The following is a 13,108-nucleotide window of genomic DNA, read 5'->3' as shown; positions in this document are numbered from 1 at the left end:
CCAGAGAATCTTCCGGTTTTCCAAAGGAAGCAGAAGTATCGGTCACATCCCCGACCGTTATCAGATTGCCCGCGACATTCCGTGATTCCAGAGTATGTCTTACTTTTCGAAGAGAAAGAATTCCCAGGTATCGATCCTCCTTATCCAAGACAATGTAATCGCTCGCTTGAATTTTTAGGGCTTCCTCTTCCAACTCGGAAAGAAGAAGATAATCTCTCGTTACCGCTATCTTTCGTAATCGATCTTTCCAAGTCTTTACTTGAATCTCTTCCAAAAAGTCCCGATTCATATCCCAAAAGTGAGCCGGAGATTGAAATCTAGTTTCCTTCTGCGCTCTGTATAAACTCAACTTATGACTTAGGACAAAAGTCAAAATAGAAACGACCATCAAAGGTGGAAGCAGCGTATAACTTCCGATCATCTCGCAGATCATAATCATCCCCGCGATCGGTGCGCTCGCTACTCCCGCATAGAACGCGCCCATTCCGACCAGTATAAAAGACGCTACCGAAAGATCAGGATACATTAGAATTTTCGCAAGTGTTCCAACACCTCCGCCCAACATACCTCCGATAAACAATGAAGGACCGAACATTCCCGCAGAACCTCCGGTTCCGATGGTAAAGGAAGTTGTAAGAATCTTCATTCCCGCCAAAATAAAAAATAAAACGACCAGCCAAAGCCCGGTGCCTTGGTAGACGGAGGAAAACAATCCTTGAGTTCCGATCGGATCCTTTCCGTCGAGAGCAACTTGTAATATTCCCGCTCCGGTTCCTATCGTTTCCGGAAGAAATAATCCGACCGTACCGACAAAAAGACCGCCTAACGCAGGTTTAATGATCGGAGAAATTTTTAAGGTCCCGGAAAACGACTGAACTCTTCTAAAAATTCTTATAAATATATCGCCGCATAAAAAGCATAGAACTCCGAGTCCAAGATAGAAGATGAGATCCGTATAACGGAAGAATTCGTTGTCTGCAACTCGATAAACGGTTCTAAAACCGTTGAGGCTCGAATACACAAGATACGCGGAAACGGAAGAAATGATACATGGTATCAAAGAATCACTTTCGATATCCTCTCTATAGATCATTTCCACCGAAGTCAGAGCTCCTCCCAACGGAGCGTGAAAAATCGCGCCCAATCCGCCCGCGGTTCCCGCAAGCAACAGAGTACGTCTCGCCCTTGCCCCCGCTTTGAGAAGAGTCGCGAGCAAGGATCCGAAGCCTGCTCCGATCTGAGAAATAGGCCCTTCTTTCCCGCCGCTTCCCCCGCTCGCGAGAGTAAAGACGGTTGCAACGGATTTGATAAGCGACACGACCGGATTCATCTTTCCTTCTTGATTGTGAAAGGAATCGATCATCGCGTCCGATCCGGTGCCGCCCGATTCCGGTGAAAAACGATTCACGATCCAACCGGTCAAAAGACCTCCCACGATCGGTAAGAAAAAAACCAACCAGGGACGATATTCATCCGTAAAAGGAATTCCCCAGTTCACAGTGTCTTTAGATTCTATGAGAAATTCTCCGGAGGCGCGGGGAAGAGCCAAACCGGCGGCGCGGTCTAAAAACAAATATTCGGATACGGCGAGAAGTCTCGAAAAAAGATAAGCTCCCAAACCGGATACGATGCCTGTCAGAATACAATAAAAGTATAATGATCTTCTTCCGCTGATTCTAAATAAGGGTTGTTTTACTTCTTTCATCTTCATCGCAGAATAAGATCGCTCCGTTTCAACGAAGAACGATCTTTTTGAAAAAGAAATTCTTTAACTTCAGTATTTAAAAGAATAAGACAATTCAAACAAACGATTGTGAGTCGTGGTGTCTTCCAAAGCGCCCATCGCGCGATAAAACCGGGGAATTGCGACCGCGGCGATAAATATTCCGCTGTATTTTGCATCAAAGACGTTTCCGCTCGGACCGTGTTTGTTAAGAAGATTGTCCATCGCGCTTTTTTTATCGTTATTGCTCATGACGAAATAATAAGCAAGACCGCCGATGAGCAAGTCCGTAAGCAAATAAAAGGCGGATCTCGAAAACGCGTCATTCGAAGTATAAACCGGAGATTTGCTAGCGTTATACATCACTGAAAATGCCGGAGAAATCAAGTTTAGTCCTTGCGAAACGATATGGGACTTCTTCTCCAACTTTTCAAGACGTTCATCTCCGGTCGAGGACGTCGCCGTTCCGATTCCGTTCGCATCCTTTTTCTGCAATTCTTCCTGAAAATAATTCCGAAATACCTTTTCCATTCCCGATTTCGGGGCTTCGATCCGCATGATACTCACGTTATCCCGCTTTGCGAATTCTCCCAAATAAACGTTAAACGCATATCTTGAATACCAAGGAGTTGTATAATGATATTTGAATCCTTTTGTTTTCTTGCTTAGTTTTACCGAACCTTCGGCGAACTTATTCAACGCCGCGAAAACTCTCATATTATTGTCTTCGATTTTTCCCTCGATCTCGATGACTTCGGATGCAAACGCAGGAACCGTTGCCAAAAAGAATAGAATCGAAACGATAGAAAAGCGTCTCACTGAATATCTCCCCCTTTGAAAAAGGCGATCAACAACATGATGGAATTGTAACTAACGTGGGCGGAGATAGAATACCAAATGTTTCCCGTTCTTAAATAAAAAAGTCCGAAGAACATTCCCACAAAACTCAATAGAATGGGAACGCTGACCGAAGATTGACCGCTATAATGAACAAGTCCGAAAACCACCGACGTAAACAAAAGACCCGGCATTTCCAAACCTCTCGCCTGGAATTGTTTGAGACAAAACCCTCGAAAGAAAATCTCTTCAACGATTCCGGTAATCAATCCTACGCTGTACAATGACCATAGCAACAAGGATCGATTCCCTTTCATCTCCCTAAATAGAACTTCCTGAAATTCGTTCGGAGATTGTTTTCCAAAAATTTTGGTGAGAAAGAATCCGAATACAATAACAAAAAGAAAAACCAAGGCTCCGAGTCCCGCACCGGTGAACATCGTCTTTAGAGTAAATGGATCGCTCAGATTGGAATATTCGGCTTTAAAAAAACGAACGAGTATAAAATACGCGGGAAGAATAAAACAAAGAGCCCAGATCAATCGATCGACGATCAAAAGCCAGGGTTTTTCCTTTACCATCACTTCGATGTAACGTTGATAAATCTGCTTCGTATCGGTCTGAATTTCCTTCTGAAATTTTTCCGTGGTTTCCTTATAAATCTCAGCTCGAGTTTCGGCGTCCAAATAAGGAAAGTCGCTCGGTAATTCTTTGGAAATCAAGACCGTAAGAACGATCGAAGTGGCGATCAACGGAAGAAGAACGTAAGTCCCGAGGATCAGAACAAGAAGTTGTTGAAATGCGATAAATACCGGTTCAAACGGTTTGTTTTTCGGGTTACCGGTAGTTTCTAAGGATTCCATTGGATCGGGAGTCTCGGTTACAAGCATTTCTGTCTCTTTTTTTGCGTCATTGTTTTTTTAGAATCGGCCGATTCTACAAGTATAAGACCATGATACGATCTCTCAGGTATCCAATCGGAATAATTACTGTGATCCTCGCGGTTATTTTTTTTAAGAATCCGATCCACTCCCGTCAGAAACCGGAGCTTCTTCGAAATCTGGATTATAACAACCAATCCATCAAACGTCTGCGGGAAGATGTGAAAAACAATCTTAGAATTTCGGTCTCCAATCTAGAGAGATCGGAACTGACTTCTCTTGAATTCTATCGATATGTGGTGAAGAAAGAAGATAACTTCTTCAAGATCATGGCGAGAACGGGAATGGATATCGACACACTTTCTTCCGTAAATAGTCTTTCCTCTCCTTACGACATTTATCCAGGTATGGAACTTATGATTCCGAATATGCGCGGAATCTACGATTCGGACGAAAAGGAAAATTCCCCGTCCGTCCAAAGAAAACTTTCCAAAAAATACAATCTCGCGGAGAAGTTTGTAAACTTCGACGAAAGCAAAGGAATGTGGTTCATTCCCGGCAAAGGACTTCCCAAAGAAGAAAGATCTTTCTTTTACGGAATGGCTTTTTTTCGTCCGCTCGGCGACGAGGGAATTATATCTTCCAAGTTTGGTAAAAGAAAAGATCCGTTCACTAGAAAGGAAACCTTTCACGGAGGACTCGACATCGCCGCTGAAGAAGGAACGGACGTCTTTGCTTCGGCAGACGGGGAGGTTTCCTTTTCCGATAAAAAAGGCGGTTACGGTAACTTGATCGTTTTGAATCATCGACTCGGCTACGAGACGTTATACGGACATTTGAGTTCGATTTCGGTTCGGCCCGGTGAAAAGGTACGAAAGGGTCAAAAGATCGGAGAAGTCGGCCAAACGGGAAGGGCCACCGGAAATCATTTGCATTTTGAAGTGAGAAGATTCAACCAAAGACAAAAACCCGTTTTTAGAGACCATGCTTAAAAAGACCGCCATCTTCCTTTTCGTCCTAGGTCTGACGTCCCTAACTTTTGCCGGAATTTTATTCCTTCGCTCGGGAAAATTTGAAACGGAGAGTTATCTGCCCGATTCTCCTTTTGAAACATTAAAAAACAATCATCTGCTGGAAGCGGAATGGATTCATAAGGACGTTTTAGAAAAGCCTTATGGGATCGCGGTCGATACCTCGGGTTTTATTTATACCGGCACTGAAGATAAAAAAATAATCCGAATTCGCACAAACGAAAAGACCGAAGTTTTTGCAACGTTAGGCGGAAGACCCTTAGGGATGAATTTTGATCGCCAAGGAAATCTTTTAGTCTGCGTTGAAGAAATAGGAATCGTTTCCATCTCCAAAAACGGCGTTCAAAAGATTCTTATTTCAAAACTTCCTGACGGAAGTCCTTTGCGTTTTCCTCATGCGATCGAGATAGCGCGCGACGGAAGAATCTATTTCACCGTTTCTAGCAAAACTCATTCCTTTAAAGAATCTTTTTTGGAAGAGTTGTCCGCGCTTCCGAACGGAATGATTCTCACGGCGGATAAGAATCTAAATTCATTAGAAATATTGAATGAAGAATTGTACTACCCGACCGGAGTCGCTTTGTCTTCAAAGGAAGATTTTCTCCTGGTGACCGAACCGTTTCGACACAGGATTTCTTCGGTTCCTCTTTTCGGGCCGAAACGAGGAGTTGAAAAATTCTTTCTAACAAACATCCCGGGAATTCCGGGTTTGATCTCGAGTAGCGGCGGATCTTTCTGGATAGGAGTTCCATTCTATCGAAACGAACTTCTGGATAAGGTTCAAGAATATCCTGAAATCAAAAATTTATTAGCAGGACTTCCTGGTTTTCTACATGCGAAAAATTCGCCGATGGGATTTGTGATCGCGATGAACGATTTCGGAGACATCACCGCGAACTATCAGGATTTTACGGGAACCTCGATCAACGGAATCACGGCGGTTTTAATCCACGCCGGCAACGTTTACCTGGTTTCTTCGACTCAGGGCAAAATCGCTAAGATGAAACCCGTCGTCGAAGAAATTCGTTTTTTCTAATATTCTTACATCGAACCTAAGGCTTCTCTAAATCTTTCCAAAGGAAACCGGTTTACGAAGTCGCCGAATTTTTCACCGGGAGTTCCTTCTTCTTTCCAGAGAACAAACGCTTTTTCCAGTTGGGCGGGAATGTCCGCAAAAGCTACTTTCTTTGCGACGTATTCTCCGACCTTCGTTCCCTCGGAATCCGCGCCGAAAAATAAAGAATACTTTCCTCCGGCCTGTTGACCTACGATTCCCACCTCGGCGGAATAAGGTCTCGCACAACCGTTCGGACATCCGGTCATTCTCACGACCGGAGCACGATCACTGAGACCGTGTTTTTCCAAAACTTTCTGAATTCCGTTTAAAAGCTCCGGAAACGTTCTTTCCGATTCCGTAAGAGCCAAACTACAAGTAGGAAGCGCCGGACAAGCGAGCGCGCGGTCGAAAAGAGGATGCGGGCTTTTCGGAGTTACATTCAATTCTTCTAATCTTTTTTCGATCTTTGTCCGATCCGATTTCTGAACTCCGATCAGGATCAAATCCTGATCCGCAGTCACTTGAACTCCAAGTTTGTAAGTTCCTATGATTTCTTTGAGAGCCGACTTGAGAGGTTTTCCGGGGAAATCTTTGATTCTTCCCGCAAGCGTATGAAATCCGAGCGAAAGAGTTCCGTCCTCTCTTTCCGTCCAACCCAAATAAGAAGGGGTTTCCCATGCAGGAAGCGCTTTGTTCTGATCAAACTTCGTTTTTGAACGGGATTCGACCTCGTCTCTAAACCATTCCACTCCCTTATCCGCAAGAACGTATTTTAAACGAGCGTGTTTGCGGTTGGTTCTATCTCCGAAATCCCGGTGCGCGGTAACGATCGCTTCGGCAACGGCGACTAACGCGCTTTCCGGAACCCATCCCAAAAGACTCGCTGCGCGCGCAAAAGTATCCGGTTTATTATGAGTCATTCCGAAACCGCCGCCGGCAAAAACGAAATAACCGTCGATCTTACTTCCGTCGGCGTTCAAGGTCGCCGCGAAGCCCATATCGTTCGCGTAAAGGTCGACGGTGTTGTTTCCGGCTAGAGTAACCGCGATTTTAAACTTTCTCGGAAGATAGGTTTTACCGTAGATCGGATCTTCCTCGTCCTTATTGATCTGTTTATCGCCTAACCATACTTCTGCGTAAGCGTTTGTCTTAAATTTAAAATGATCGGATAGAAGTTGCGCCACTCCGTCCAAAAGTTGAAGACTTTTTTTACCCTGAGGGTTTACGGCTTGGGTCACGTTTCTAACGACGTCCCCGCAGGCTCCCATGCTGGAAAGATTGATCTTATTGATTTCCTGCATCACTTCTCGAAGGTGAAAAATCCGCAGAGTGTGAAGCTGAACGGATTGCCTCGTTGTTAAACGAATCGCGCCTCCGCCGAACTTATCTCCGAGCGCGTCCCAAACCAAGTACTGCTCCGAAGTCAATCTTCCGCCGGGAATTCTTCCGCGAATCATAAAGCTAGTTGGAGCTTCGATATCGTTTCCGTTTTCGTCTTTTTTACGGTCTCTGTCTTTTTGCTGATAGAGTCCGTGAAATTTCAGAAGTTGTTTTTCATCTTCTTCGTAAGAATCGATGTTTTGATCGATTCCCTCGGCGATTTTTCCTCTCAGATTGTTCGAGTTCAGTTTAATTTCTTCAACCGGGGACAGTTCTTTTGTTTCTGACATGATTTAGGTTTTTCCTTTTTCGGGGTTTATGATTTCGTTCCGTTATTTTCGATCTATGGAGGCGCTGAAATATTCTTCTTTGAGAGTTTGCAAAAGATTCTTTAAAATCCTTTTTCTAAGTTGAGGATCCGGTAAGATCGATTTGAGTTCTTTTCTAAAAGCGATCAACTCCTGAAAATCTTCTTCGTGATCTTTTGGAATGAGTTCGTCCAAAGCTGATTTGACCACGCCCGAAAGACCGGCGAAATTTCCTTCCGTCGATATCGCGATTCTCAGAGGTCCGCGATCCAACACGGCGGCGGAATAAAAATCGCAGTTGGAAGGATCGTCCGCGCAGTTGATCCAAATTTTCCAAGAGTGCGCGTATTCGCAAAGTCTGCGATTCAATTCGGAATCGTTTGTCGCGGAAAAAACGAGTGCGCGGCCTTGCAGGTCCGAAAAATCTACGGATCTATATTCAACTTTGATTTCGGGATGTTTTTCTAATATAGCGAGGACTTCTCCGCAGATTTCCAGAGCGATCACCGTGATTTTCGCGCCGCAGTCTATGAGATGTGGGAGCTTTTCGAGCGCGACCTTACCCCCGCCGATCAAAAGAATATTCTTATTTTCTAAATTAAGAAATGCCGGATATTTACGACTCATTCTTTTCCTCCGAAACTTGCGAGGAGAATGCGATAGATTTATCCTTTTGTAAAAACCGAACCACATTTCCGATGTAAACGATTCCCGGCCCTTTGGTTCTTTTTTCCAAATTAGAATCTGCGGCTTCCCTCAAGGAACATGTCTGCACCTTACAGGTTTCAAGCGACGCGTTTTCCACAAGAGCCACGGGAAGATCTTCGGAACTTCCGTGATCCAAGAGCAACTTTGCGATTTTGGGAAGCGAGGTCGTTCCCATAAAAAGAGCGATCGTTCCTTGAAACCTCGCGAACCATTCCCAATCGGTCGCTTCATTAAGAACGGTATGTCCGTCCATGATCAAAACCTGACGAGAAAGACCTCTGTGCGTCAAAGGAAAACCGGCGAAAGACGAACCCGCGTTGAGAGAACTCACTCCGGGAACGATCTCGTATTCTATATTATGATTGATTAATGTGATTAATTCTTCTCCGCCTCGTCCGAAGACGAAAGGATCCCCGCCTTTAAGGCGGACCACATTCTTACCGGAAAGCGCGTAGGAAAGAAGAAGGTTGTTGATCTCTTCTTGCGTGGCCGAATGTGCGCCCGAACGTTTTCCGACGTAGTGAACGATCGCGTCTTTCGGAAAAATTTCCAGAAAAGAAGGATCCAAAAGCGCGTCATACAAAATAACTTCCGCCTTTGCAAGAATCCGATATGCGCGAAGAGTCAGATCTTCCGGGTTTCCGGGACCGCCCCCAACGAGAAAAACCTTTCCAGGTTTTTGCAAATCGGATTTAGAATCGGCGATGGACATTAAAGTCAGGCTCCAACTCCGGTAATCATACCCGCACCGACGGTGGAATTAGTTCCTTCATCCACGAGAATAAAACTTCCGGTAGTACGATTGATTCTGTATTCGTCGAAGCTCATCGGTTTTGCCGTTCTAATTTTGATCTTACCGATTTCGTTTAACGTAAGCCCTTTACCGGCGTCCAGTTTTTCGTGCGTATCGGGCGCCACTTTGAATTCGATTTCTTTTACGATCGCCTTTACCGCGTTCGTCGTTTGACGGAGAAGGTATTTACTTCCGGCCGAAAGGGCTTTGGAATCCATCCAACAAATATTGGCTTCGATATCCTGAGAAACGATCGGAAGATTGTCGGATTTTACGATCATATCACCTCGGGAAATATCGATCTCGTCTTTTAAACGAATCGTTACGGACATCGGAGGAAACGCTTCGTCGACTTCTCCGGCATAAGTATCGATCGCTTCGATCGTGCTCGTAAAACCGCTCGGCAGAACGGTGACCGCATCCCCTTTTCTTAATATTCCGCTTCGAACCTGACCTGCATAACCTCTGTAATCGTGGTGTTCGTCGGAAAGAGGACGAATGACGTATTGGACGGGAAAACGAGCGTCTTCGAAATTCTCATCGCTTTCGATGTAGACCTCTTCCAGATGAGAAAGCAGAGTTCTACCCTCATACCAGGAAAGATTTTCGGATTTGTCGACGACGTTGTCTCCGTTGAGCGCGCTGATCGGAATAAATTCAATATCCTTAATATCTAAACGTGAGGCGAAATCGAGGTATTCCGCTTTGATCTCTTCATATCTTGTTTGAGAGAATTCCACGAGATCCATCTTGTTGATACAAACGACGAGGTGCGGAATTCTCAGCATAGAGGCGATATAAGAATGGCGATACGTCTGCTCGATCACGCCTTTTCTCGCATCGATCAGGATGATCGCAAGATTGGAATTGGAAGCGCCGGTAACCATGTTTCTCGTATATTGAACGTGACCGGGCGCGTCCGCGATGATGAATTTTCTTTTGGGTGTGGAAAAATATTTATAAGCGACGTCGATGGTGATCCCCTGTTCCCTTTCGGCTTTGAGTCCGTCGGTTAGAAGAGCCAGATTGATCTGACCGTTGTTTCCTCGACCGGTCTTTTCGATCGCTTCGAGCTGGTCTTCGAAGATGGACTTGCTATCGTAGAGAAGTCTTCCGATCAAAGTGGACTTACCGTCGTCCACGCTTCCTGCAGTAATAAAACGTAATAAATCCATCAGAAGTAACCTCCCCTTTTTCTGTCTTCCATTGCCGCCTCGGAACGTTTGTCGTCCAATCTGGAACCGCGCTCCGTGGTTCGGGTCGCTTGAATTTCGAGGATGATGTCGTCGATATTATCCGCTTGAGAATCGACAGCCGCAGTGCAGGTCATATCTCCGACGGTTCGAAAGCGGACGACCTTGTCTTCCACGCGATCGTTTGAGTCGATCGTAATGAACTTGGAAACGGGGAAAAGAAGATTCTCGCGATAGATGATCTGACGAGTATGAGAAAAATATAATGAAGGAAGATCGATGTTTTCCTTGCGAATGTATTCCCAGACATCCAATTCGGTCCAGTTGGAAATGGGAAACACACGAACGTTCTCGCCGGGGCTGATTTTACCGTTATAGATATTCCAGAGTTCGGGTCTTTGCAATTTCGGATCCCATTGCCCGAATTCGTCTCGAACGGAAAAAACTCTTTCTTTGGCTCTGGCTTTCTCTTCGTCTCTGCGGGCGCCGCCGATACAAGCGTCGAATTTGAATTCTGCGATCGTATCCAAAAGGGTCACTGTTTGGATTCCGTTTCTACTAGGAAACTTACCTTTTTCCTCAACGGCCTTCCCTTGGTCTATGGAATCTTGAACGTAACGAACGATGAGCTTTTCGCCGATTTTGTTCGCGAGTTCGTCTCTAAAATCCAAGGCTTCCTGAAAGTTATGGCCGGTATCGATATGCACCAAAGGAAAGGGAAATTTTCCCGGACGAAACGCTTTGAGTGCAAGGTGAACTAACGTGATGGAATCTTTCCCGCCGGAGAATAAAAGAGCGGGTCTTTCAAATTGGGACGCGGTTTCGCGAAGAATGTAAATTGATTCCGCTTCGAGTTGTTCGAGATGTGTAAGTCTGGATCTGTTCATAGTTGAATTCATATTGCTCTTTTAGGACCGGACTTCTGACGCACTAACTTACCGTCGACCACGTGAAGTCCGCATTCTTGATTGTCTTCTTCCCACCACCATCTTCCGGAGCGAATATCTTCTCCGGGAGCAACTGCGCGGGTACAAGGCGCGCAACCGATCGAGGGAAAACCTTTGCTATGGAGGACGTTCACGGGAATTCTATAAGTGGCGATAAAGTCCTGAGTTCTTTCCAAAGTCCAATCAAGGATCGGATGGTATTTTAAAATGTTACGGGAAGAATCCAATTCCACTTTTGTGAGAGATCCTCTGGAATCCGACTGTTCGGAACGAATACCGGTGATCCAGAGTTTGGTATCTTTTAGGGCGCGGTTGAGAGGTTCCACTTTTCGAATAAAACAACATTCTTTTCTGTTTTCTACGGAGTCGTAAAAGCTATCAGGGCCTTTTGTGTTGATGAGATTTTGAACCGAGGTCGTATCGGGAAAAAAGGTTTCGATCTTTTTGCCGTAGCTCGCGTTCGTAAGTTTGTGAAGATCGTAGGTTTCGTTAAAAAGACGACCCGTATCCAAAGTAAAGACGCGAATTTTTAAATTTCGAGAAAAGATCACGTGAGTGATTACCTGATCTTCAAGGCCCAAGCTGGTGGAAAAAGCCGCAGACTCTCCGAACTCCTCACTGATCCGTTCCAAGGAGTCTTCCAAGCTAAGAGATGCAAGTTTTTGTTCTAATTCTTGCGGTGACATGTTCGTAATAATCTCAGTCTCGAAATTGGAGGCTTACGCATCCAGCTTGATTTTATAATTGAAGCAAGAAATAGTTCAAATTTTGGAAAAAAGAGACCTATTTCTTCACCAAAGTTTTATATATTGGATTTTTTGTAAACTATATTTGATATACTGCACTCCTTAAGCGCAAAATTATCGGTATTACTGGAAATTTTTGAGAATAAGATCGGAATTTGTCGGAACTCCGACCTTCCCGTAAAAACGCGCGCCCCCACCCTCATCGGGTGGTGGAGGTGGGCTCGCGGGAAAAATTCCGAAAATTCTCCTTATCACAAAATGACGTTTTACGCATACAAAAATAACATCCGAGAATTTGTAGGACCTCCTACAAGAAAGTATTGGAAAATTTTATTCGGCAAACTCCAATCGGTTGTCGATGGAAATCATTTCGATCCTAAGAGGTTTTTTTCGAAAAAATTCGAAAATCTACGTTCTTCTTTTTGGACTCTACGGCGCCGTCTTTCTCTTCCTTTTTTTCAATGAAGAATTCGGATTCCCGATTCTCACATCGAAACATTTTCCGACAAAAGCGATCGGAACGACAATAGTTTACGGAATTTTAATATTCTTTTTTTATTGGAATCTTTCTCAAAGAAGAAAGCGCCTTTTACGGAAAAAAGGAATAGTAGAATTTCTTTTTGTGTTTTGGGTTTGTTTGATTGGTCTTGAACTTTTGAATCTTCCGTTCGAGAAAATTCTCGTTCACTTGCCGAAAGAATATATGTTCTGGTCTTATAAGGTTCTCAAACAAACGGTTCAATTTTTTCCGCTTCTCTTGTTTCCTCTATTTTATGATTATTATAGAAACAAAACGAACCCGATTCCTTTTGAAAAAAAGAAAAGCCCCGCTTATTATCCGATCTTGATCATCGGAATCGTTCTTTCCGCGATTGGGACTTTCATTCCCGGCTTTCAGGAATATTATCCGAGAGCGCCTTTGAGTTCGGAACAGTTTTTATATCACGCGACTTGGATCACGACCTTGGTCTTTGAAATCGTCTATCTCGCTACTTTCTATTTTACCGAATTCTTTTTTAGAAAATTTCTGATACGTTATCTTTCATTTGCGGGAAGATATCACGCGGTGGGAATGAGCGCTCTTGTCTACGGACTTGTTCACTTTCAAAAACCTCGGGGAGAAATCCTCAGCTCGTTTTTAGGAGGATTGTTGATGGGGGCTTTGAGCATTCGAACACACTCGATTCGAGGAGGTCTTTACGCTCATATCGCGCTCGCGGCGGGAATGGAATTTTTTACCGGAATTTTTGTCTGGGAAAAACTTTTCTAATTCTCAGGGCGACTCCTGCGCGCGAGGATCAATAAAAAAGAAATCCGCCGAGTAATGCGCAGGACCGGGCTCTTCATTCCAATCTGCAAAGCGCCATCGAAAGACTTTCTTTTCATAGAAAGATTTTTTGAACAACGATGACGCATCGCAGGATTTCCATTTCGATCCCTGTCGCGCGTCTTTCTCTAAAAGACCGACTTCGATTTAAAATTCTTTCAAAAAAAATCCGCGTCC

The 13,108-nt window shown here is 44.4% G+C and carries 12 protein-coding genes; 3 read left to right on the top strand and 9 right to left on the bottom strand.

What is annotated here, in order from left to right:
* The 3 genes from CH376_RS06565 to CH376_RS06555 all read right to left on the bottom strand — a co-directional run.
* Window positions 1-1,711 (bottom strand): chloride channel protein (locus tag CH376_RS06565; protein WP_100788027.1); only part of this gene is annotated, 1,711 nt, incomplete at its 3' end.
* 63 nt (window positions 1,712-1,774) lie between these two features.
* Window positions 1,775-2,542 (bottom strand): hypothetical protein, encoded by a 768-nt coding sequence (locus CH376_RS06560; RefSeq protein WP_165781700.1) that lies wholly within the window; start codon window positions 2,540-2,542, stop codon window positions 1,775-1,777.
* Window positions 2,539-3,450 (bottom strand): CPBP family intramembrane glutamic endopeptidase, encoded by a 912-nt coding sequence (locus tag CH376_RS06555; RefSeq protein ID WP_100784637.1) that lies wholly within the window; start codon window positions 3,448-3,450, stop codon window positions 2,539-2,541. Before CH376_RS06555 ends, CH376_RS06560 begins: the two co-directional genes overlap by 4 nt.
* A gap of 62 nt (window positions 3,451-3,512) precedes the next feature.
* Here CH376_RS06555 and CH376_RS06550 point away from each other — a divergent pair, with 62 nt between their 5' ends.
* Both CH376_RS06550 and CH376_RS06545 read left to right on the top strand, forming a co-directional pair.
* Window positions 3,513-4,433 carry a LysM peptidoglycan-binding domain-containing M23 family metallopeptidase gene (locus CH376_RS06550; protein WP_100784636.1) on the top strand — a complete coding sequence of 307 codons (921 nt, stop codon included), beginning with the start codon at window positions 3,513-3,515 and terminating at the stop codon, window positions 4,431-4,433.
* Window positions 4,426-5,508, top strand: a complete 1,083-nt coding sequence (locus tag CH376_RS06545) for an SMP-30/gluconolactonase/LRE family protein (RefSeq protein ID WP_100784635.1) — start codon at window positions 4,426-4,428, stop codon at window positions 5,506-5,508. The genes CH376_RS06550 and CH376_RS06545 overlap by 8 nt, the downstream gene beginning before the upstream one ends.
* 5 nt (window positions 5,509-5,513) lie before the next feature.
* On the opposite strand, the gene CH376_RS06540 is transcribed toward CH376_RS06545, so the two are convergent.
* From CH376_RS06540 to CH376_RS06515, 6 genes are read right to left on the bottom strand one after another with little or no spacing between them, the layout of a single operon-like run.
* On the bottom strand, window positions 5,514-7,199 hold the full coding sequence (locus CH376_RS06540) for an NADPH-dependent assimilatory sulfite reductase hemoprotein subunit (RefSeq protein WP_100784634.1): 1,686 nt from the start codon (window positions 7,197-7,199) through the stop codon (window positions 5,514-5,516).
* 42 nt (window positions 7,200-7,241) lie between these two features.
* On the bottom strand, window positions 7,242-7,844 hold the full coding sequence (locus CH376_RS06535) for a precorrin-2 dehydrogenase/sirohydrochlorin ferrochelatase family protein (RefSeq protein WP_100784633.1): 603 nt from the start codon (window positions 7,842-7,844) through the stop codon (window positions 7,242-7,244).
* A complete protein-coding gene (cobA, locus tag CH376_RS06530) occupies window positions 7,834-8,637 on the bottom strand; it encodes a uroporphyrinogen-III C-methyltransferase (RefSeq protein ID WP_100784632.1) in 804 nt (267 codons plus the stop codon). The genes CH376_RS06535 and cobA overlap by 11 nt, the downstream gene beginning before the upstream one ends.
* A 5-nt stretch (window positions 8,638-8,642) precedes the next feature.
* The gene (locus CH376_RS06525; protein WP_100784631.1) at window positions 8,643-9,893 is read right to left on the bottom strand and encodes a sulfate adenylyltransferase subunit 1; all 1,251 of its coding nucleotides are present in this window, start codon (window positions 9,891-9,893) and stop codon (window positions 8,643-8,645) included.
* Window positions 9,893-10,798, bottom strand: a complete 906-nt coding sequence (gene cysD / locus CH376_RS06520; protein ID WP_165781711.1) for a sulfate adenylyltransferase subunit CysD — start codon at window positions 10,796-10,798, stop codon at window positions 9,893-9,895. The genes CH376_RS06525 and cysD overlap by 1 nt, the downstream gene beginning before the upstream one ends.
* Before the next feature lie 8 nt (window positions 10,799-10,806).
* Complete coding sequence (locus CH376_RS06515) at window positions 10,807-11,544, bottom strand: phosphoadenylyl-sulfate reductase (protein WP_100784629.1); 738 nt, start codon at window positions 11,542-11,544, stop codon at window positions 10,807-10,809.
* Window positions 11,545-11,962: 418 nt separating this feature from the next.
* Between CH376_RS06515 and CH376_RS06510 the strand changes: the two genes are divergently transcribed.
* The gene (locus tag CH376_RS06510; protein WP_100784628.1) at window positions 11,963-12,874 is read left to right on the top strand and encodes a CPBP family intramembrane glutamic endopeptidase; all 912 of its coding nucleotides are present in this window, start codon (window positions 11,963-11,965) and stop codon (window positions 12,872-12,874) included.
* Window positions 12,875-13,108: the final 234 nt, after the last annotated feature.

The sequence above is a fragment of the Leptospira adleri genome (genome assembly GCF_002811985.1).
GTDB classification, from domain to species: Bacteria; Spirochaetota; Leptospiria; order Leptospirales; family Leptospiraceae; genus Leptospira; species Leptospira adleri.
Note: the sequence above shows the minus strand (reverse complement) of the source record. Positions and strands in the feature narration are given on the sequence as shown.

Bases quoted from the DNA above. Each gene is read 5' to 3' on its own strand.
- cobA (WP_100784632.1), bottom strand. From the start codon at position 8,637: ATGTCCATCGCCGATTCTAAATCCGATTTGCAAAAACCTGGAAAGGTT.
- CH376_RS06550 (WP_100784636.1), top strand. From the start codon at position 3,513: ATGATACGATCTCTCAGGTATCCAATCGGAATAATTACTGTGATCCTC.
- CH376_RS06535 (WP_100784633.1), bottom strand. From the start codon at position 7,844: ATGAGTCGTAAATATCCGGCATTTCTTAATTTAGAAAATAAGAATATT.
- CH376_RS06540 (WP_100784634.1), bottom strand. From the start codon at position 7,199: ATGTCAGAAACAAAAGAACTGTCCCCGGTTGAAGAAATTAAACTGAAC.
- CH376_RS06515 (WP_100784629.1), bottom strand. From the start codon at position 11,544: ATGTCACCGCAAGAATTAGAACAAAAACTTGCATCTCTTAGCTTGGAA.
- CH376_RS06525 (WP_100784631.1), bottom strand. From the start codon at position 9,893: ATGGATTTATTACGTTTTATTACTGCAGGAAGCGTGGACGACGGTAAG.
- cysD (WP_165781711.1), bottom strand. From the start codon at position 10,798: ATGAACAGATCCAGACTTACACATCTCGAACAACTCGAAGCGGAATCA.
- CH376_RS06545 (WP_100784635.1), top strand. From the start codon at position 4,426: ATGCTTAAAAAGACCGCCATCTTCCTTTTCGTCCTAGGTCTGACGTCC.
- CH376_RS06510 (WP_100784628.1), top strand. From the start codon at position 11,963: ATGGAAATCATTTCGATCCTAAGAGGTTTTTTTCGAAAAAATTCGAAA.
- CH376_RS06555 (WP_100784637.1), bottom strand. From the start codon at position 3,450: ATGCTTGTAACCGAGACTCCCGATCCAATGGAATCCTTAGAAACTACC.